20 protein-coding genes, 1 tRNA gene and 1 CRISPR repeat array are annotated in these 19,513 nt (G+C 44.9%); of the genes, 2 read left to right on the forward strand and 19 right to left on the reverse strand.

All coding sequences use genetic code 11. The features are described 5' to 3' along the window. A CRISPR array of direct repeats spans positions 1-161; the repeat unit is 31 nt; unit sequence GCCGAACCATAACATAGGATGTTTTTAAATA. Positions 162-291: 130 nt separating this feature from the next. From QZ998_RS00540 to aroF, 17 genes are all read right to left on the reverse strand, one after another. Continuing rightward, positions 292-795 carry a GNAT family protein gene (locus QZ998_RS00540; RefSeq protein ID WP_296557149.1) on the reverse strand — a complete coding sequence of 168 codons (504 nt, stop codon included), beginning with the start codon at positions 793-795 and terminating at the stop codon, positions 292-294. A gap of 174 nt (positions 796-969) precedes the next feature. Further along, a complete protein-coding gene (locus QZ998_RS00545; RefSeq protein ID WP_296557150.1) occupies positions 970-3,147 on the reverse strand; it encodes a PTS transporter subunit IIABC in 2,178 nt (725 codons plus the stop codon). 302 nt (positions 3,148-3,449) lie between these two features. Next, on the reverse strand, positions 3,450-4,352 hold the full coding sequence (locus QZ998_RS00550) for an FMN-binding protein (RefSeq protein WP_296557152.1): 903 nt from the start codon (positions 4,350-4,352) through the stop codon (positions 3,450-3,452). Positions 4,353-4,493: 141 nt separating this feature from the next. Then, positions 4,494-5,084 (reverse strand): chromate transporter, encoded by a 591-nt coding sequence (locus QZ998_RS00555; RefSeq protein WP_296557153.1) that lies wholly within the window; start codon positions 5,082-5,084, stop codon positions 4,494-4,496. Further along, the gene (locus QZ998_RS00560; protein WP_296557155.1) at positions 5,081-5,674 is read right to left on the reverse strand and encodes a chromate transporter; all 594 of its coding nucleotides are present in this window, start codon (positions 5,672-5,674) and stop codon (positions 5,081-5,083) included. The genes QZ998_RS00555 and QZ998_RS00560 overlap by 4 nt, the downstream gene beginning before the upstream one ends. Then, positions 5,671-6,423 (reverse strand): 4'-phosphopantetheinyl transferase superfamily protein, encoded by a 753-nt coding sequence (locus QZ998_RS00565; RefSeq protein WP_296557157.1) that lies wholly within the window; start codon positions 6,421-6,423, stop codon positions 5,671-5,673. Before QZ998_RS00565 ends, QZ998_RS00560 begins: the two co-directional genes overlap by 4 nt. Before the next feature lie 111 nt (positions 6,424-6,534). Next, on the reverse strand, positions 6,535-6,744 hold the full coding sequence (locus QZ998_RS00570; RefSeq protein WP_296557158.1) for a (Fe-S)-binding protein: 210 nt from the start codon (positions 6,742-6,744) through the stop codon (positions 6,535-6,537). A 106-nt stretch (positions 6,745-6,850) separates the two neighbouring features. Then, positions 6,851-6,925: transfer RNA gene (locus QZ998_RS00575), tRNA-Gln, on the reverse strand. A gap of 99 nt (positions 6,926-7,024) precedes the next feature. Then, positions 7,025-7,813 carry a TatD family hydrolase gene (locus tag QZ998_RS00580; RefSeq protein WP_296557160.1) on the reverse strand — a complete coding sequence of 263 codons (789 nt, stop codon included), beginning with the start codon at positions 7,811-7,813 and terminating at the stop codon, positions 7,025-7,027. After that, positions 7,807-9,141 carry an HD domain-containing protein gene (locus QZ998_RS00585; protein ID WP_296557161.1) on the reverse strand — a complete coding sequence of 445 codons (1,335 nt, stop codon included), beginning with the start codon at positions 9,139-9,141 and terminating at the stop codon, positions 7,807-7,809. Before QZ998_RS00585 ends, QZ998_RS00580 begins: the two co-directional genes overlap by 7 nt. After that, positions 9,131-9,709 (reverse strand): HDIG domain-containing metalloprotein, encoded by a 579-nt coding sequence (locus QZ998_RS00590; protein ID WP_296557163.1) that lies wholly within the window; start codon positions 9,707-9,709, stop codon positions 9,131-9,133. The genes QZ998_RS00585 and QZ998_RS00590 overlap by 11 nt, the downstream gene beginning before the upstream one ends. 171 nt (positions 9,710-9,880) lie before the next feature. Beyond that, positions 9,881-10,702 carry an aminotransferase class IV gene (locus tag QZ998_RS00595; RefSeq protein WP_296557164.1) on the reverse strand — a complete coding sequence of 274 codons (822 nt, stop codon included), beginning with the start codon at positions 10,700-10,702 and terminating at the stop codon, positions 9,881-9,883. Between the two features lie 28 nt (positions 10,703-10,730). Then, on the reverse strand, positions 10,731-12,101 hold the full coding sequence (pabB, locus tag QZ998_RS00600) for an aminodeoxychorismate synthase component I (protein ID WP_296557167.1): 1,371 nt from the start codon (positions 12,099-12,101) through the stop codon (positions 10,731-10,733). Beyond that, a complete protein-coding gene (locus QZ998_RS00605) occupies positions 12,095-12,682 on the reverse strand; it encodes an aminodeoxychorismate/anthranilate synthase component II (RefSeq protein WP_296557169.1) in 588 nt (195 codons plus the stop codon). The genes pabB and QZ998_RS00605 overlap by 7 nt, the downstream gene beginning before the upstream one ends. Before the next feature lie 324 nt (positions 12,683-13,006). After that, positions 13,007-13,591, reverse strand: a complete 585-nt coding sequence (locus QZ998_RS00610) for an FUSC family protein (RefSeq protein WP_296557171.1) — start codon at positions 13,589-13,591, stop codon at positions 13,007-13,009. Between the two features lie 205 nt (positions 13,592-13,796). Continuing rightward, positions 13,797-14,690, reverse strand: a complete 894-nt coding sequence (locus QZ998_RS00615; protein WP_296557173.1) for a prephenate dehydrogenase — start codon at positions 14,688-14,690, stop codon at positions 13,797-13,799. Next, positions 14,690-15,700, reverse strand: coding sequence for a 3-deoxy-7-phosphoheptulonate synthase (gene aroF, locus QZ998_RS00620; protein WP_296557174.1), 1,011 nt, complete (start codon positions 15,698-15,700; stop codon positions 14,690-14,692). Before aroF ends, QZ998_RS00615 begins: the two co-directional genes overlap by 1 nt. 615 nt (positions 15,701-16,315) lie before the next feature. Between aroF and QZ998_RS00625 the strand changes: the two genes are divergently transcribed. Both QZ998_RS00625 and metA read left to right on the forward strand, forming a co-directional pair. Further along, positions 16,316-17,605: an O-acetylhomoserine aminocarboxypropyltransferase/cysteine synthase family protein gene (locus QZ998_RS00625; RefSeq protein ID WP_296557176.1), complete on the forward strand. Its 1,290-nt coding sequence runs from the start codon at positions 16,316-16,318 to the stop codon at positions 17,603-17,605. Positions 17,606-17,633: 28 nt separating this feature from the next. Then, the gene (metA, locus tag QZ998_RS00630) at positions 17,634-18,554 is read left to right on the forward strand and encodes a homoserine O-succinyltransferase (RefSeq protein ID WP_296557185.1); all 921 of its coding nucleotides are present in this window, start codon (positions 17,634-17,636) and stop codon (positions 18,552-18,554) included. A gap of 390 nt (positions 18,555-18,944) precedes the next feature. Here metA and QZ998_RS00635 read toward each other — a convergent pair whose 3' ends face one another. Continuing rightward, positions 18,945-19,049 (reverse strand): putative holin-like toxin, encoded by a 105-nt coding sequence (locus tag QZ998_RS00635; RefSeq protein WP_366512364.1) that lies wholly within the window; start codon positions 19,047-19,049, stop codon positions 18,945-18,947. 148 nt (positions 19,050-19,197) lie between these two features. Further along, positions 19,198-19,491 (reverse strand): hypothetical protein, encoded by a 294-nt coding sequence (locus tag QZ998_RS00640; protein ID WP_296557188.1) that lies wholly within the window; start codon positions 19,489-19,491, stop codon positions 19,198-19,200. Positions 19,492-19,513 lie beyond the last annotated feature (22 nt).

Here is a 19,513-nt window from a genome sequence, read left to right on the forward strand (position 1 = left end):
GCCGAACCATAACATAGGATGTTTTTAAATAGAAGATCGCTGAGTTATTCGTGGTCATGACGGCGGCCGAACCATAACATAGGATGTTTTTAAATAAGAACCGTTGGTGCGCCATCCTCACGCTGTCAGCGCCGAACCATAACATAGGATGTTTTTAAATATCGTTATATCTTCATTGGGTACATGGAAAAATTTTTGCCAAACCTTGACAAAAAAATGCTGGATGATTCTTACTCATCCAGCATCTTTTAACTTTTTTTCTGTTTCACTTTTCTGTTTCACTTTTCTGTTTCATTTAATCAAAGCATACATACAATAATCGGTTATCTTTCCATTTTTGAAGATCGCTTTCTTGCAAATTCCTTCCAGTTGGAATCCGGCCTTTTCCAGCGCTTTCCGGGAACCAGTATTGTCGACAAAGGGGCGGCCATAAATTCTGAAAATATCAAAATTAGCGAAACCACTTTCACAGGTTTGAATAATGGCTTTGGTCATAATCCCTTTTCCCCAGAAGGGTTCGCCCAGCCAGTATCCTAGTTCGGCACTTTTACAGCTGACATCATCCTGAATCATCAATCCCACCGAACCAATCGGTTCATTGTCAATGACAATCGCTTTGATTGACTGTTTTGCATGGTCTTTGTGCATGCACATATCAATAAACCTATGGGCATCGTCCAATGTGTAGGGTGATGGGAACGAATTTCTTAAGAAACAGGCCACCTTGGGGTTATTGGCATAACGCACAAGATTTTCCGCATCATCCAGTTTCCAATCTCTTAATTCAAATTTCATCTTTCTTCCTCCTGTATAGAATAAGTCATGTTATGTTAAGCAAAGCTCTGGTGTATGGAAATCTTTAGCTTAACCAGCAACATGCGAACTGACAGATTTTTTGGTAACTGTCGACTATTTCGAACCATCCGATTGCACTGATTTGGTCTGCCTTGTTGTCCGGCTGCCCACGTTTCAGGATTCAATCACAAAGGCCTCTTCACCGCTTTTAATAGCACCCGTTTTAATCAGCTTTATCTTTTGATCTTCAGTTAAGTTAGTCACCACAATCGGGATCGCCGATGAGGGCGCATGGTCGGCAAGATAGTCCATATCGGCCTTCATTAATCGATCACCTTTTTTAACCTGATCCCCGGTTTTTACAAAAACATCAAAGCCCTTTCCGTCCAGTTTAACGGTATCAATACCGACATGAATGAGTATTTCGGTGCCATTTAAACTGGTCAGTCCAATCGCATGTTTGGTCGGAAAAACAACCGTAATCTCGGCATCACAGGGGGCATAGATGGTCTCACCAGTGGGGAATATCACAATCCCATCGCCGACCATTTTGTTGCTGAAGGCCTCATCTGGCGCTGCGGTAATGCTCTGTAAATCACCGTCAATCGGAGCGGTAAAAATTTCCTGGGTTTTAGCTTTACCGTCTTCCGTTTTAGGTACTTGCTCTTTTTCTGGCAATTTCTCAACGATCGGGATCACAGCTTCGCTATCACTTTGCGGACTTTCCAAATACTCTTCCAATTTGGATTTTATCACTGTGACCTTGGGTCCGTAAATAACCTGAACCCCATTTCCTTTTTGAATGACTCCTAGGGCGCCGGATAGTTTGAGAATTTTTTCATCAACCTTTTCCCCATCCAACACCGTCACGCGAAGCCGGGTTGCACATGAATCCAGATCACTGATGTTTGACTTCCCACCTAACCCATTGACAATCATCGCCGATCCAGAGTCACCAGATCCAACGTCCTGTTCCTGGCCTTTGTTTTTTTCTTTATCATAATCTGCCCGGGTATAGAGCTTTGTTTCTTCATCTTCTTCCTCCCGTCCCGGGGTTTTGAGATTAAATTGATTGATCAAGATCTTAAATAAAAAGTAATAAAGTACAAAGTAACCAAGTCCAACAAGGACTATATATATCCAGTTTGTCTTGGCATTTCCCTGCAAGATACCAAATAGCGCGAGGTCAATAATCCCACCTGAAAAGGTCATTCCAACCCCAACATTGAGGATATGCATAAACATATAGGACAAGCCGGCAAAGACACAATGGATGACATATAAAAAGGGGGCGACAAATAAGAAGGTAAATTCAATTGGTTCGGTGATGCCGGTAATCATGGCAGTTAGCGCCGCTGATATCAATAAGCCGCCAACCGCCTTTTGTTTCGTGGTTTTGGCACATTTATACATGGCCAATGCGGCTCCTGGTAATCCAAAAATCATAAACGGAAATTTACCCGACATAAAACGGGTAGCTTCCACTGAAAAGTGACTGACATCAGGGCTGGCCAATTGCGCAAAAAAGATGTTCTGAGCCCCTTCAACTAATACCCCATCGACAACCATCGAGCCTCCCAGGCCGGTTTGCCAAAATGGCAGATAAAAAACATGGTGCAAGCCAAAGGGAATTAAGGCGCGTTCGATAAAGCCATAGATGAAGGTACCAAAATATCCCGATGCAATAACCAAACCGCCAATGGCATAAATACCATTTTGAATAAATGGCCATAAAAAGAACATAAGTCCACCAATAAATAAGAAGACCAGGGCGGTAATAATCGGGACAAAACGGGTGCCGCCAAAAAATGATACGACTGGCGGGAACTCGACCTTGTAAAAGCGATTATGAAGGGCGGCGGTTACCAAGCCAACCAGAATCCCGCCGAATACACCCATTTGTAGCGAGGTAATGCCAACCACCGCAGCGATTGAACCGCTTGGCAAGATCTTACTTGCGACAATCGGAACCATCGCAATGCCGCTGTTCTCAGCTGCCAACCGTGCCAGATCATTAGCGGTTTGCAGGCTTTCTGGCGTATAGGTTCCGGTAATGGTTATCAGCACCCCAATTACCGCATGCATGACTAAAAATCCAATCACACCAGCCAGCGCAGCCACGGCTTTTTCCTGTTTAGCCATCCCGATGGCAACACCCATGGCAAAGATAACCGGCAGATTGGCAAAGATAATATTACCAGCTGCAAGCATGATACTGAGAATGTCATTTATAATCGTTCCCGGACCCATAACCCCCATCAGATTGTAGGATTCCAGCATGGTTACATTCGTAAATGACCCGCCAATCCCCAAAAGCAGTCCGGCTACCGGTAACAAAGCAATCGGTAACATAAACGAACGTCCCACTCGCTATAAAACACCAAAAATCTTATCTTTCATCAGTAATCGCCTCTTTCTCCAATATTCATCTATTTTTCCTATTAATAGTATTACCCCTTTTCTTTTAAAATTAGCACATGTTTTTGCATATAAAAAGACACCCATACCTTTAAATTTGACTTTGTCGGCAAATCTAAGGGTATGGGTGTCTGAACGTTTGATAACATCATTAAAACACTATTCGTTGTCTGAAAAATGATATCTTGATTTCACATTTTTGTCAAGACGTTAATTTACAAAAGCCATCTGAAATTTTACAGACTGGGTAATGTTCCAGAAAGCACCGCTGGCGCCAGAGCATTGATGACGGCCTGCATAATCCCGTTTGAAGTATAGGTTGCTCCTGAAATCGCATCAACTACCGGGGTCTGGGCGGCGATTATCGCTGCCGGCACCGCATCGATGGCCTTGCCGTAATATTTCACATTGTTCTCGTTGTGGGAGACCACTAAAACATCGGTGATCACATTTTCTGCTACCGTTACACTAACGGTCAGCTCCGGGCCATAGGCTTCTGCCACTCCGATATAGCTACCATCCTTCAAATCGACGCTTCCCAAAAATAGATTAGCCTTGCTAACTACCGTATCGGTGACAGTTGCATCCGCCGTTAATGTCGGTGTACTTTCAGCCGGGCTTGAACTTTCTGCCGTTACCAACTCTGTTTGATCCTCCACTTCGCTTGCTGTTACTGTTTGAGTTCCATACAAATTCGCAACTTGCATCTCCACTTCTTTTAAGGCACTGTTAAAAAAAACTACCGGTCCCATAATTCCGCCAACTTCCCAGAGATGGATACCAAAAAAGACGATCAATACTACCGTTAACCAACGATGCGGTTTGATCCAGCTACACTTTCCCGGCAACAATTTTCTGAGCAGATAGGTTAATCCCAGCAATACCCCCATCGCCATGCACAGGGTTCCAAAATTAAATGACAAAATCGCACCTGAGGAAAAAAAACCATGCATGCAGGCGGTGATCACAAAAGCAATGCCCATCGTTTTATGTGAATTTCTCAGCTTTCGGTTGATCCTGGTGATATATTTATTTTTTCTTTGTCCCTTATTGACAATTCGTAGTAAATAGATGATCGTCAGTAAAAATGCAAAAATAACACTTAACCAGGCCGTTAATACGTTAATGATAACAGTCATCACAATCCCTCCTTTTTGATAATCATAACAGACGATTATGACATCTTTGTGTCATTTAAATTAGTTTATCGCACGCTTGTGATGATCATGTGATGAAGTGAATTGTTTAATTTCTATCAAATAATTAAGATCTACTAGCTCCTACCCATTAAATAACATCGGCAATACTCCGAAAAATACCATCCCCAAGGCCGCGGAAATCAGGATTAATTTTATCGGATGTAGTCTAAACCGGAAATAAACAAAGCTGCCAATCATAAAAATAATAATTTCCAGATAGTGAAGACTGGCAAAAAAATCGCTCACCGCGTGAATTTCGGCTCCCTTGATAATAAACCCGCTGACCATCAGCAACCAAACCGCCGCGGCAATCAAACCAATCACTACCGGCCGCATGCCATAAAGCGCACCCTGAACCCATTTATTCTGCTGAAAATTGGTAAATGCTTTGGCAATAAAAAGAATAATGATAAACGAGGGCAGCACCACCGCTATGGTTGTCATCAGGGCTCCCGCAAGCCCACCCATTTCCATCCCGACAAAGGTGGCAATATTGACTGCAAATGGCCCAGGGGTGGACTCGGCCACGGCAATAAAATCGGTCAATTCCAATAAGGTCAACCAACCGTGAGCCACCACTTCCTGCTGGATCAGCGGAATCATCGCGTAGCCGCCACCAATCGTGAATAAGCCAATTTTAAAAAAAGTGATAAATAGCTCCAGATAGATCATTTTCCGACCTCATCATTTTTCTTAGTAATCTGCTTGTTGCTCCGCCAAAGCTGATAAATCAGTCCTGTCACGGCACCGCCTAGCAGCAGATATATAACATTGATATCGGTAAATGAGGCCAGCCCGAAGGCCAGGACTAAGATCAGCACTGTCAGCGGCGTATATGTTCCTTTTTTGGCCATTTTAACGACAGCCCCCAAGATTAACACAATCACCCCGGCTCGAACCCCCTTAAAGGCATAACCGACCCACTCGAGACTTTGAAACTGCTCAAAAAAAAGGGCAATGATACTAATAATCGTTAGTGACGGGATCACTACCCCCAGGGTCGCCAGCAGCGAACCCCAGAAGCCCGCCACCTTATAGCCGACAAAGGTGGCGGTATTGACGGCAATGACCCCGGGGGTTGCCTCAGCAATGGCAAAAATATCTAAAATATCTTTGCTTTCGATCCAGTGATGACGTTCCACCGTTTCATATTCAATTAGCGGGATCATCGCATAGCCACCGCCAAAGGTAAACAGACCGATCTTAAAAAAGGTGATAAATACGGTTAATAGTTTTTCCCGGTAATCATTTTTTTCTTTCAATACATTTCTCCCGATAAGCTGATCGATACTATTCTTTCCTGAAAATCGACCGTATCACTGACACCCCACAAAACATAGTTTTCCAGGATAGGGTAATTTTTAATCACTACTGGCATGCTTTTTCCGTCGATGATGATAGCAGTCTCTGAATTAACGGCCTCTTCATTGTGACAGTCTAGCTGAAAGGCATGCAGCGGCAGTCTAAAGCCCTTGCCAGTATATTTCATATAGGCTTCCTTAAGCGCCCAGAGATCATAAAAACCCCGGCTCTGCTTTTCAGCCGGCAGTGAAAAGAGCCAGTCCGCTTCTGATGGCGCAAAAAAACGCCGCGCCAATTTTAAATTCGGAGTCGCCATTTTTTGAATATCAACCCCGACCGGCTGAGATCCGAGAGCACAGACCACATAATCACCCGAATGGGACAGGTTAAAAAGAATATCTGGATAATTTATCAGCCAAGGTTTTCCATCCGCTCCAGCTTTTATTTCAAGTGATCCGTGAATGCCATAGACCTGGCCTAGCGCTTTTATGAGCAGTATTTCGGCTCCCACTGTCAGCGCCTGGGCAGCTGGTCTTTTAAGTCGCTGGGCTTTATGTCGCCGTTCTTGCGAAACCGCTTCCATTGCTGCTGCCAAGCGGCGGGGCTCATGCAAGGCACTAACATCGGCGATAAAAATTTGGGTTTTTGTGGTTTCCATTTTTTCTCCATCGCTGAGCTGACTCATAATTTGCCATTTTCCAGTTTGCAACCGGCCGGTCTCCTGTCATTTTGCTCAGTTTGATTTATTTTGAACACTTTATTTGCATTATACTATAAAAAGATAAGAGCAGACAAACAATGGTGATTGTCTGACTGCTCTTTAGTCCATATTTTCTTCCATTAATTTCTGAATTTCTTTGCGTTTGTCTTCATTAATTGCGATTCTAAGCGCTGAACATGCGCCGATATTTTTCTTTCGCTGCAATAATTTTTCTGCAAAGGCCATGCAATTATATTCACCGCAGTTCTTACAGCTGGTTTGAGGCAAATATTCATAAATATCAAAGACGCTGATTTTTTGATCTGACATGGTTTTCTCCTGTTTTTTCACTATTTGATGATTGATACCATCAACATCAGCAGCTATAAAAAAACCTGCTTTTTAAGTGATCTTAAAGAGCAGGCTAAATTTCTTTTGGCAGAGGTAGCAGGATTTGAACCTGCGAGTGATGGAGTCAGAGTCCATTGCCTTACCGCTTGGCTATACCCCTTTATTCATTTTCTGTCCCGAAGGTACGCTAAACATTTTATCTGAATTCATATCGATTGTCAAGGAAAATGAATAATTGATTTGCCTTTTTAAACTTTTTTTATATTTGCTTGATCTTCTCACCAATGCCAAACACTCTTTTGGCATTCTGGGTGGTAATCTCGGCTACCTCTTCTACCGCAATCCCCCGAATCCGGGCAATTTCGGCGGCCACGAAATGGACATAGGCAGGCTCGTTTCGCTTGCCGCGATGGGGTGTCGGCGTCAGGTAAGGGCTGTCGGTTTCAATCAGCAACCGGTCTAAGGGCATCATCGCGACCACTTCTGGCAGTTTTCGGGCATTGCTAAAGGTCAGCGGCCCGGAGATTGACAAATGAAAGCCCATCTCCAGAAAGACTTTAGCCATTTCGACCGAACCGCTGTAGCTATGCATAATCCCGCCGTAGGCTGGCGTAAAATATTCTTTTAAGATCCGAACCATATCTTCCATCGATTCGCGGTTATGGATCACAATTGGCAGTTTCACTGCTTTGGCAATGATCAACTGGCGGACAAATACCTCCTGCTGGACATCCCGGGGGGAATAGTCATAGTGATAATCCAGACCGATTTCGCCGATCGCCACGACCTTCTCTTTTTTAGCCCATTCCGTTAGCAGCGGATCGTGTTTTTCGGCGACGTAATCGCTGGCATCGTGGGGATGAATCCCCACGGTGGCATAAACCATCGGGTATTTTTCGCTCATTGCCACCGCCCGATAACTTGAAGCCTCGTCGGCGCCGGGATTAATAATCATCTCTACCCCGGCGTCCTGAGCGTTTTTTAGTACCGCTTCGCGGTCCTCATTAAATTTTTGATCGTCGATATGAGCATGGCTGTCAATTAACATCTTCGCAACTCCTTTGCTTTTTCAATTAAAACTTCTTTTTCGTTTTGATAAACTTCATCGATGACACCTGTTAGCAGTAGCTTAAGAATCCGGCCGATTTCCTCACCGTTTTTGATTCCCAGGCCAATCAGATCATGGCCGTTGACAGCCAGGTCTTTCAGCGAAAAACAGGCCTTCTCGGCAATCACCTGATCAAGCAGCGCTTCCAGTCTTTGCAGTGATTCCAACCGACTATGGTACTGTGAGGCCTTGGCCAGATTATCGCCGCGCTTAATCGCAATCAGATCTCGAAACAAGGGCTCTGAAAGACGATTCAGCCAGCGCTTGACACTTTTTTTATCGACATCAATATGGACGCCGTGATATTTCACCAGTAGACCGACCTGATCAATGGTTACGCTACTGATCCGCAAGGCCCTTAAGCGCTCCCTGGCAATGACTTCAGAGCACTTACTGTGACCTTCAAAATGGCCCACACCGGCAGCGTCCCGGGTAAAGGTCTGGGGTTTGCCGAGGTCGTGAAACAGCATCGCCCACCGCAGCCGTGGTAGCGGTGCCAGCGTTTCCATCGCCACCGCGGTATGGGTCAGCACATCATAACAATGGTAGGGACTTTGTTGCTCAAAATTTTTGGCCGGCAGCAGCTCAGGGATCACTACCCCCAGCACCGCGGTCTCTTCGAGGATGATCGCTTTGACGTTTTTGCCACAGATCAGTTTATTCAGTTCGGCGGCAATCCGCTCGGCCGAAATATTGGCAAGTTGTCCACAATTCTGCCGGATCGCCCTTTGGGTTTGGCCCTCCAGGGCAAAACCCAAAACCGCGGCAAAGCGCAGCCCCCGAAGGATACGCAAGGCATCCTCGGTCATGCGTTTGTGGGGATCACCGACGCCGCGGATGATCTTTTTTTTAATATCTACGACTCCGCCATAGTGATCGATCAGCCCTTTCTGGGGATGGTAGGCGATCGCATTGATGGTAAAATCCCGCCTGGCCAGGTCATCTACTAAGTTTCTGGTGAACTGCACCGCATCTGGATGGCGGCTGTCGGAATAATCGCCCTCGATCCGATGGGTCGTCATTTCGATCGCCATCCCATCAATAATGACGGTCACGGTACCGTGGCGAATGCCGGTTTCAAGAACCCGAAAGCCGGCAAAGCAGGCAATCATTTCGGCCGGAGTGGCATCGGTGGTCATATCAAAGTCGGTCGGCGGGGTGTCAAGCAGATAATCACGGACACAGCCGCCGACCAGGTATCCACAGAATCCACAGCTTTCCAGCCTTTTAAAGGCCTTTTCTACCGGTTTTGGAAGACTAAGCCTCATTACTTCCCAGGCCGATGTCATCAGCAACAGCCCGCATTGCCAGAATCGTTTCTTGCATCAGCTGATCTAGCGAATAGCCGGCCATCTCGGCGCCCTTGGCGACGACCTCGCGATTGACTCCGGCGGCAAAACTGGCGGTTTTGAATTTCTTTTTTACCGACTTCACTTCCAGGTCGTTGACGCTTTTGGAGGGACGCATATAGGCACAGGCGGTGATCAGCCCGGCCAGTTCATCGGTGGCATATAAAATTTTCTCCATCTGATGAGTCGGCTCGACATCCGTACAAATTCCAAAGCCATGACTAACAACGCTATTGATAAAGGCTTTCTCATAATCGTTGGCTTCCAGTATTTCGACCACCTTTTGACAGTGTTGATCGGGATACTTTTCATAATCCAGATCATGCAGCAGCCCGACAATTCCCCAATAATCGGGATCTTCCCCTTCCAGTTTGGCAAAATGCTCCATCACTCCTGATACCGCCAGGCCGTGATTAACCAGCGATTCACTTTCATTATATGCCTTTAACAAGGCTAATGCTTTTTCTCGATCCAATTGAGTGCCCATTTTATCTCCTCGCTCTTCTATTAATTAAGTGTATTTTAACACAGTTTGCCGTTTACTGACAAAGCCTGTTTCAAATTATTAAGCTTTTGTGGTTCACAAAAAGCCCTGCTACGGATTTTGCGATTCCGTTGCAGGGCTGGTGCATAGCTTACTGTTTATGATTCATTCATTTTATTGGGATCTTGAGCCGCGACCCCAGGTTTGCAAAAACAGCGCATCAATCCGATCGGTCAGGGTTTGTCGGCCAATCGGATAGCTCACCTCATCGACCTGATTGACCGGCATGATTTCCATCAGTGAATTGGTAATAAAGACCTCGTCGGCCGCCATCAATTGCGCCTTAGTATAATGGCCCTCTTCGATCGGGATGTGATTAGCTTTTAGCAGCTGGATTACCCGGTTTCTGATAATTCCGGCCAGCAGTCCGCAATCCCTTGCCGGGGTACAGACTCTTCCGTTTTTGATCAAAAAGAGATTACTCATACAACCTTCGGCCAGATGGCCGCGAGTATTATAAAAAATAGCTTCGTTAAAGCCGCGAGCCTTGGCTTCATTTAAGATCAGCAGATTTTCCAGATAATTGTTGGACTTGATCGTAACCAATCGGGATGTTTCATTGCGGATCGCATCATTGCTACAGATTTTCAGACCCTGCTCATAGATCTGGCGGTCGTAATGATTTTCCCGGGCAGTGATTAGCAGGTTATCTGCTTTTAAGCCCTTACTGAGGGTGACCCGCAGAGCGCCGCGATTGATTTCATTTTTTGCGATGATCTGCTGACAGTCGCGCCCGATCTGATCGGGATGGCTGATCAGCTTAAGCCCCATGACCAGGGCACTCTGCTTAAAGCGCTCCATATGATCATTGAAGAAAACCAGTTTTCCCTGAGCCACGTTGATCGTTTCAAAGACCCCATAGCCATAAAGAAAACCCTGATCCAGGGGAATCTCGAGCTCTTTTGAAATTTCTCCGTTATAACTGACGTAGTCCATTGGACTCCCCTCTAAACTGTTTAATCAATTAGTACCGTTTCAATGCGTCCATCAGAGCGCGTCCCTTATCAAAGGTTTCTTGATACTCGGACTCGTTGTCCGAATCCCAGACGATTCCGCCGCCGACCTGAAAATAGCCTTTGCCATCCTTGCAGACAATCGTCCGGATGACAATATTAAGATCAAGATCCCCATTAAAACCAATATAGCCGATCGAACCGGTATAAATGTTTCGTTGGGTGGGCTCCAGTTCGTCAATAATCTCCATCGCCCGGATCTTTGGTGCCCCGGTAATCGAACCGCCAGGGAAGGTCGCTTTGACACAGTCGATGGCATCGAGATCATCCTTTAATTCGGCCGTAACGGTTGAGACCAGGTGATAAACGGTCTGATAGGTTTCTAACTTAAACAATTCCGGAACCTTAACGGTGCCGGTTTTGGCGATTTTACCGAGATCGTTGCGTTCCAGATCGACAATCATCAGCAGTTCCGCCTTATCCTTTTCGCTGTTGACTAGGGTCTCCCGGTTGGCGGCATCTTCTTCCGCGGTTTTGCCGCGGGGCATCGTTCCCTTAATCGGTCGGGTTTCAATGTTGCGACCCTGAACCAGAATAAAACGCTCTGGTGAACTGGAGACAATCTGGCCTTCGCCAAAATCGATATAGCTGGCAAAGGGCGCCGGATTGATTTTCCTGAGTTCGCTGTATAATTCCAGGGGGCTGATTTGTAAATCAGCGTTAAATCGCTGGGTCAGATTGGTCTGATAAATATCTCCGGCTAAAATGTATGCGTGAACCGCATCGAGCGCCTTCATATATTCCGGCTTGGTAAAATTGCCGCGGAATGCGACGTTTTCGTTGATTTTAAAGTCCGAACGGATTGCTACTTTGGGATCGCCGACAAATTTTGCGGCTAAGCGGCTGACGATATCCGCTTCATTTTCTTCAATTCCCAGGGCAGCCAGATAAGTTTTTCCTGCTTTATGATCGATGATCACAATCCCATCGTAGAAACCCATAAAACAATCGGGAATACCGACATCATCGACGGCGCTACGGGGAAAGGCTTCTAAGTGATGACAAAGGTCATAGCCAAAGTAACCCACTGCCCCGCCGATGAAGGGAAACTGGGATTGATAGTCGATTTTATACTGTTTTAAAAGTTTTTGCAGTTCATCAAAGGGATCTCCAGTAACCGTTTGCGTAGCGGTTTTTGTTTTAATGGTGATGGCATCGGCTTTGCTGGTAAAGACCAGCAAGGGATTCGCGCCGATAAATGAATAACGTCCCAGGGTGTCCGGGTCTCTGCCGCTGTCCAGGAAGAAACTATAGGGCTCATCTTTAAATAACAGATAGCTTTCAAAACTGCTTAAGTCGGTTTTTATTTCTTGTATTAACATCTTGCACCATTCGCTTTTGTAGATTGAAAAAAGTTGTCCAATAATTCCATTCCCATTTCAGTGAGAATCGCTTCGGGATGAAACTGAACCCCTTCGATAGGGTAGTCCTTATGTCGCATCCCCATAATTTCATTTTGATCGGTTCGGGCGGTAATCTCAAAAAAATCAGGAATCTTCTGGTTTTCGACCACCAATGAATGGTACCTGGTCACCTTCAGGGGATTAGCAAGACCAGCAAATACGCCAGCATTGTCATGGGAGATGGCATGGACTTTGCCATGAACCGGTTCCAGGGCTTTAGTAATCTTACAACCAAAGGCCTGACCGATGATCTGATGGCCCAGACAAATACCCAGGATCGGGATTTCACCCTTAAAACGGTGCACCACATCCAGACAGATCCCAGACTCGTTAGGGGTGCATGGCCCCGGTGATAAAACAATCATTGACGGTGCCATCGCGGCAATCTCGTCCAGGCTAATTTTATCATTTCTCTTCACAATCACCCTTGCATTTAGTTTTTCCAGATACTGAACCAAATTATAGGTGAAAGAATCATAGTTGTCGATCATTAGAATCAATTTTTATACCTCTTAGTATTAGTCATTTTGTAAAGCATTGTATCACACTCCAGGGATTCAACACAATGCCTTATAGCTGCAATATTTGGCTTGAATTTTTTTACAATCCGCTTTGTTCAGGGAGTAATTCACACCAGAATTTACCCCAATCCAAAGGCTTTTGATAGCGGTTTACTTTTTTCCTTAGCAAAATATGTCGTCTCCCTTATAATAGCAAATAAAAAAAGACCACCTGGTATTAAGGGTGGTCTCTTTTTTAAGGGGAGGGGTAATTATATTTTAAGTTTGTCCAGACGTCACAAAAATCCAGAATAAACGAAAAATCTAGGGTTTAAATATCATATAGAGAAGATTTGATACGTCGAATTTTTTATGACCGCAGTCCGATTTTTCTTTAACAGTAACCAACGCTTTGTCAGTCTCTGTTTGGCTTTCGGCCGCCTTTTCTTCATCACATTCTGGAACCTTGATAAAACGATTAATTAAAAAGGCCACAATAATACCGAAAGCAGTTTCTAGCAGCCTTAAAAGAGCCAGCATATAGGTACCCTTATCCTGGGTATGGGTGGTCATCAGAATCAGAAACACCACCACGGTGATGACGATCGCACCAGACTTATTGATAGTATTACACAGATAAATCAATCCCATAACGCCAAATGGAATGATTAAAACATTGCTAAATTGATAGGGAATTGTATTGGCGATAAAAATGCCCAACATCCCCGCAACTCCGCCAAAGACGGTTCCCAATATCCGATTCCAGCCGGTTTCAATCGAATTTTCAATGCTCGGCCCCATCGTAATCACGGCTGCAATTGCCGCAACCAGTGGATTAAACTCCGGTCCCATGATTGCAAATACAACCACACAGATGAAGACTGCCAACACCGTTTTTATGTTTCTCATACCAATAGCTGGCAGATGACATAATTTCATGATTTTTCAGCTCCAATTATTTTTTTAACTTTTGCCGTCAACATTTCGTTCCCAGCAAAAGTTTTCTAGTAAAAGATTTCTTTATCTAGAGTATACTCCCATATCAGATTAAGTCAATAGGCTAATCCGTTTCTGCCTGATGTAATAGTTTTCACACCGCATCTCTTAAGTAAACTCACAGTTTTTTTAAGCTTTTCGCCTCCCGGATCTCCCCCATGGCAACGCGTTTCTCGCGCACTGACTTAAGTCGGCTGATCAATTCTTCCTTTTCATCTAAACGGATCATTTCTTTCATGACCGCCAGGCTTTGCTCAAATTTCTCAATCTGGGTCAGCAGGTTTTTACGATTGCACATAAACAGCTCGGTCCACATCGGCGCATTGATCATCGCAATCCGGGTCAGATCGCCAAAACTGCCACCCTCAAAATCGGTAATTGAGAGATCATCCTCGCAGTCCACCAGAGCAGCAGCGATCACATGGCAGAGCTGGGAGGTAAAGGCTATTTTTTGATCGTGAATTTCGGTGGTCGTCTCGACGATATGATTAAAGCCCAAGTCCCTTACAATGTCCCGGATCAATTGAATGTTTTCCGGTTGATTGGAAGGTAAGGGGGTCAGAATATAATTCCGATTCATAAAAATACGATCATCGGCGCCGCCAAACCCTTCTTTTTCACTGCCCGCCATCGGGTGTCCGGGAATATAATCGATATCTTTACGCAACAGATTCCCCAGATTCTTAAAGACTATCTCTTTAACCCCGATAATATCGGTGACAATCGCCCCTGTTTTGAAGTCTTCCATATAGAGAGCTAAAAAAGCCAGGGTATCCATCGGTGTCAGACAGATAAAAACCAGATCGCAGCGCGGCAGCATTTTTTGCAGCCCCGCTGAATCCCAGACCCCTTCATCGATCACGCCCTGAGCCTGAGCGGTTTTGATCACCGCCGGATTTAAGTCATAAGCGTAGATTTGCCGGGGCTTCTGCTTCCGGAGTCCCATCGCCAGAGCCCCACCCATTAGACCCAGGCCGATAAAGCCAACGATGGACTCTTCGCGGTTTTTCATTACATCACCTTGTTCTCAAATTCAGCATATTTTTTGACGGTAATCATAATATTATGGAATTGTTCTGGGGTAATCGACTGTTCGCCATCACAAAGCGCCTCTTCGGGATTATTATGAACCTCGATCATCACCCCATCAGCGCCGGCCGCAATGGCCGCTTTTGTTAATGATTCAACGGTCCAGGCCAGACCAGTAGCATGGCTGGGATCAACAATAATCGGTAAGTGGCTCTTCTTTTTAAGCACCGGAATACAACTGATATCGAGGGTATTACGGGTTGCCGTTTCAAAGGTTCGGATCCCTCTTTCGCATAAGATAACCTTATCATTACCTTCTTTCATGATATATTCAGCGGACATCAAAAACTCTTGCATGGTCGATGACATTCCCCGTTTTAGCAGGATCGGCTTGTCAATTTTCCCCAGTTCCCGAAGCAAGTCAAAATTTTGCATGTTTCTTGCTCCCACCTGGATAATATCGACATCTTCAAAGGCCGGCAACTGTTCTAATGACATCAATTCACTGACAATCGGCAGTCCGGTTTCTTTTCTGGCGATTTTTAATAATTCCAGCCCTTCAAAACCTAATCCCTGGAAAGCGTATGGTGAGGTTCGCGGTTTAAAGGCACCACCACGCAGGAAGGTCGCTCCGGATTCTTTGACTCGTTTGGCAATCGCCACGATCTGCTCTTCACTTTCAACCGAACAGGGTCCAGCGATCACACTGATGGTTCCCTCGCCGACTTTTCTACCCTTGACATTGATGATCGTGTCGTCGGGATGGAATAGACGATTGGCTTTCTTATAGGGTTCCTGAACTCTGAGTACATTCTCCACAATACGATTCGAACGGATTTTTTCGACATCTGCCAATGTTGTATCCCCTACTATTCCCAGAATGGTGTGCTCCACACCTTTTGAATAATGAATGCTAAGTCCCTGTGTTTCAATCATCTTGATTAACCTCTGAATATCTTCTTCTTTGGTATTGGGTTTAACGACTATTATCATTTTCTTCCTCCATTTTTTTGTTTACTGACCACTTCGCCTTTTTATCTTCTGTGCACCGAAGACCACCAGAAACCGGTCGACTGATTTCTCGTGATTCGCAGACAGCCGCCAATTTACTAGCATGATCTTTGGCCATTGCCTATCGAAAAAAAAGGAGACTTCCTAAGAAGCCTCCTAAAATAAACTTTTATTCAATACACCTGTATCGCTAAAAATTTCTCATGGAATGGGATTCTCAAAGGAACTTAATTGATTGCACGCAAAGTAACCAAAGCTAAAAAACCAATAGCTTTGGCTGTTAACGTAATAATATTCATTTAAGTTTCTTCTCAACTCTTCCATGATATTCCTCTCAGGACACATTACATTTGAGAAACTATTATTTCTCCCAAAACTTAAACATAACGTGTATTGTTGTGTATTGTTGTTTATTATAGTCTTAATTTTTATCAATGTCAAACGAATAGTTATTATTTTCTGTTAATTTTTCGTTCTTTAATTTCATGTATTGACAAGCTTGGCTATTCGTGTTATATTGCGTATAATTCCTACTGGTTTTATATGTAATAAGGAAAGCTATTTTGAACTCATAAATAAGATCCAAAGGAGAACGTTATGAAAGATACCCGAAAGTTTGAAACCCTTCAGCTTCATGGAGGGCAAAACCCCGATCCTACCACCCACGCCGTTGCTGTTCCCATTTATCAGACCAGCTCATATGTTTTTGACAGCAGTGAACACGCCCAACGGCTTTTTGGTTTAGAAGAACCCGGCAACATCTATACCCGGATCATGAACCCGACCACCAATGTACTAGAAGAACGGATGGCGCTTTTAGAAGGCGGCATTGGTGCTCTGGCCTTTGCTTCCGGTTCTGCTGCCATTACCGCAACCATTTTAAACCTCGCCGGTACCGGTGACGAGCTGGTGGCCGCATCGACTTTGTATGGCGGTACCTACAATCTCCTGAGTGCTACCCTCCCGCGACTGGGCATTACAACAACCTTTGTTAACCCCGATGATCCAGACCATTTCCGCACTGCCATCAACGACAACACCAAGGCCATTTTTATCGAGTCGCTGGGCAATCCGGCCATTAATATTTGCGATGTTAAGGCGATTGCTCAAATCGCCCATGATCATGGGCTACCACTGATCGTCGATAATACCTTTGCTACCCCTTATTTATTTAGACCACTCGATTTCGGGGCAGATATCGTGGTTTATTCAGCCACCAAATTTATCGGCGGCCACGGCACTACCATCGGCGGCATCATCGTTGATGGCGGCACCTTTGACTGGGCCGGCAGCGGTCGCTTCCCGGTGTTCACCACCCCCGACCCCAGCTACCACGGGATCACCTATGCCACCGACATCGGGGCGGCAGCCTTTATCATCAAAGCCCGGGTTCAGCTGCTGCGGGATACCGGCGCCTGCATTAGCCCATTTAATGCCTTCCTGCTTTTACAGGGTCTGGAAACCCTGTCTCTGCGACTCGATCGGCATCTGGAAAACACCCAAAAAGTGGTCGCCTATTTAAGCAATCACCCTCAGGTTGCCTGGGTAAACTACCCCACCCTCCCAGACAATCCTTACAAAGCCTTATCGGATCAATACTTCAAAAAAGGCCCCGGTTCTATTTTTACCTTTGGTATCAAGGGAGGCATTGAAGCAGCGCGGAAGTTCATCGATAGCCTGAGTCTATTTACTCACCTGGCTAATGTCGCCGATGCCAAGTCACTCGTTATTCATCCCGCCACCACCACCCATCAGCAGCTTTCCGGCGAGGATCTGATCGCCGCTGGGGTAACTGAAGATATGATCCGTTTATCGATCGGCTTAGAACACAGCGACGATATTTTGGCTGATCTGGATCAGGCCTTTAGCAAAGCGCTAGTTTATTAATCAACATCAAATCACCCGGAGGTAAAAGATGCCGATAAAAATACCCAATAATCTGCCCGCCAGTCAAATTCTGACCAACGAAAATATTTTTGTGATGGATGCCGAGCGTGCCAGTCATCAGGATATCCGTCCGCTTAAAATTGTGATACTCAATTTAATGCCCACCAAAATTACCACCGAAACCCAGCTCCTCCGTTTATTGGGAAACACCCCTTTGCAAATCGAGGTAACCTTGTTGCAAACCAAAACCCACGAGAGCAAAAACACGTCCTCCGAACATTTAGGCTCTTTCTACTGTTATTTTGAGGATATCCAAGACCAGCGCTTTGATGGTCTGATTATCACCGGAGCACCGATCGAAACCCTGGAATTTGAAGATGTCGATTACTGGGAAGAGCTGACTAAAATTATGGTGTGGAGCAAAAGCAATGTCTTTTCGACCCTCCATATCTGCTGGGGTGCCCAGGCCGGACTTTATTATCACTATCAGATTCAAAAGCATCTATTACCGGATAAAGCCTTTGGTGTTTTTGAGCACCACCTGGAGCACCGTTATATTAAACTCTTCCGCGGCTTTGATGACAGCTTCTATGTTCCCCATTCCCGGCATACCGGGATTCATCGGGAGCCGATTGATGCCCATCCGGAGCTGCAAGTAATGGCCTCGTCTAGTGAATCGGGGGTTTATATCGTCATGGCTCAAAACGGTCGCCAAATTTTTGTCACCGGCCATAGTGAGTATGACCCGGAAACCTTAAAAGGTGAATATGACCGCGATATTTCCCAGGGCAAGCCAATCAATGTTCCCCTCAACTATTACCCTAACGATGATCCCAGCCAGCCCCCAGTGGTACGCTGGCGTGGCCACGCCAATCTGCTTTTTAGCAACTGGCTAAATTACTACGTTTATCAGGAAACACCCTATGAATTGGATCAAACGACCTTTTAATCCCCATTTTCAGCCACTCTTTTAATACTGAATTGTCGTTATATAGTGCAAAATATCGTGGATTATCGCAGCAATTAGAGTAAAAATGGGGTACAGAATCCCCTTAGGTGGGGTACAAAAAAACGAGTGAATCGGATAATTATTAAACAGCATTCTATTATAAAAATGGTATTTATGACTTTGGTTATATGCCATTTTTTATTGCTCATTTGACAAAAACAAAAAAGGCACTCCGAAAGGAACACCTCATTGTTTTCATTAAAATCACTCTTGAAAGATAATCGAATTCATGATATACTATTTTTACAAAAGTGGTACTAAGTTGTACCCCTTGCGAGTCGAATTGATAGAACAAATAAACCGTCCTAGTTTCTCAGGCTAAGGGGCGGTTTATTTATTGTCTTTTCGAGTAATCGTATAGACAAGGCTTATCAAAGCTATTACAAATAATCCGATTTGAATCAGATTTTCATATGTAACATACTGCATAAGCATCCTCCCCCTTTCTCAAGGGGCAACCGTTCCCACTGATAAATATTATATCATATTCTTAACAGTGAATAAACACATACTAATTAATTTCATATTAAACCCACTAAAAAAGAAGCAAACCGCAATGGCCTGCTTCTTTTTCTTTACTTATTTATTTCTGAACAAAGGCATTAAAGGTTGACCCGCTTTGAGAAAAGCTATCACTGCTGAATCCGAAGGAAAAGCCGCTTTTAATTTCCTTGGTCAGCTCCCAAAAATAGATGGTCTGATCCTTTTCACTTAAGAGTATCGCGTTCTCATAATGGATCTTTATTTTGCCGGTCGGGTGTTTAGCATCCAGTAATTCCTGATCCACCGCAATATCTGTTTCTCCACCAATTTTGTGAAGGATTCCAACCTCTTCATATTGTCTGCCAATACTGGCAATGATTCCATTTTTGTCCATTGATCAACGACTCCTCACCGCT

Origin of the sequence: uncultured Acetobacterium sp., assembly GCF_927416815.1 — a bacterium.
In the GTDB taxonomy this organism is placed as follows: Bacteria; Bacillota; Clostridia; order Eubacteriales; family Eubacteriaceae; genus Acetobacterium.

What these genes read in the sequence shown, in the direction of transcription:
- QZ998_RS00540 (WP_296557149.1), bottom strand. Translation starts at nt 795, where the DNA reads ATGAAATTTGAATTAAGAGATTGGAAACTGGATGATGCGGAAAATCTT.
- QZ998_RS00545 (WP_296557150.1), bottom strand. Translation starts at nt 3,147, where the DNA reads ATGTTACCGATTGCTTTGTTACCGGTAGCCGGACTGCTTTTGGGGATT.
- QZ998_RS00550 (WP_296557152.1), bottom strand. Translation starts at nt 4,352, where the DNA reads ATGACTGTTATCATTAACGTATTAACGGCCTGGTTAAGTGTTATTTTT.
- QZ998_RS00555 (WP_296557153.1), bottom strand. Translation starts at nt 5,084, where the DNA reads ATGATCTATCTGGAGCTATTTATCACTTTTTTTAAAATTGGCTTATTC.
- QZ998_RS00570 (WP_296557158.1), bottom strand. Translation starts at nt 6,744, where the DNA reads ATGTCAGATCAAAAAATCAGCGTCTTTGATATTTATGAATATTTGCCT.
- QZ998_RS00580 (WP_296557160.1), bottom strand. Translation starts at nt 7,813, where the DNA reads ATGTTAATTGACAGCCATGCTCATATCGACGATCAAAAATTTAATGAG.
- QZ998_RS00585 (WP_296557161.1), bottom strand. Translation starts at nt 9,141, where the DNA reads ATGAGGCTTAGTCTTCCAAAACCGGTAGAAAAGGCCTTTAAAAGGCTG.
- QZ998_RS00590 (WP_296557163.1), bottom strand. Translation starts at nt 9,709, where the DNA reads ATGGGCACTCAATTGGATCGAGAAAAAGCATTAGCCTTGTTAAAGGCA.
- QZ998_RS00595 (WP_296557164.1), bottom strand. Translation starts at nt 10,702, where the DNA reads ATGGACTACGTCAGTTATAACGGAGAAATTTCAAAAGAGCTCGAGATT.
- pabB (WP_296557167.1), bottom strand. Translation starts at nt 12,101, where the DNA reads ATGTTAATACAAGAAATAAAAACCGACTTAAGCAGTTTTGAAAGCTAT.
- QZ998_RS00610 (WP_296557171.1), bottom strand. Translation starts at nt 13,591, where the DNA reads ATGAGAAACATAAAAACGGTGTTGGCAGTCTTCATCTGTGTGGTTGTA.
- QZ998_RS00615 (WP_296557173.1), bottom strand. Translation starts at nt 14,690, where the DNA reads ATGAAAAACCGCGAAGAGTCCATCGTTGGCTTTATCGGCCTGGGTCTA.
- aroF (WP_296557174.1), bottom strand. Translation starts at nt 15,700, where the DNA reads ATGATAATAGTCGTTAAACCCAATACCAAAGAAGAAGATATTCAGAGG.
- QZ998_RS00625 (WP_296557176.1), top strand. Translation starts at nt 16,316, where the DNA reads ATGAAAGATACCCGAAAGTTTGAAACCCTTCAGCTTCATGGAGGGCAA.
- metA (WP_296557185.1), top strand. Translation starts at nt 17,634, where the DNA reads ATGCCGATAAAAATACCCAATAATCTGCCCGCCAGTCAAATTCTGACC.
- QZ998_RS00635 (WP_366512364.1), bottom strand. Translation starts at nt 19,049, where the DNA reads ATGCTTATGCAGTATGTTACATATGAAAATCTGATTCAAATCGGATTA.
- QZ998_RS00640 (WP_296557188.1), bottom strand. Translation starts at nt 19,491, where the DNA reads ATGGACAAAAATGGAATCATTGCCAGTATTGGCAGACAATATGAAGAG.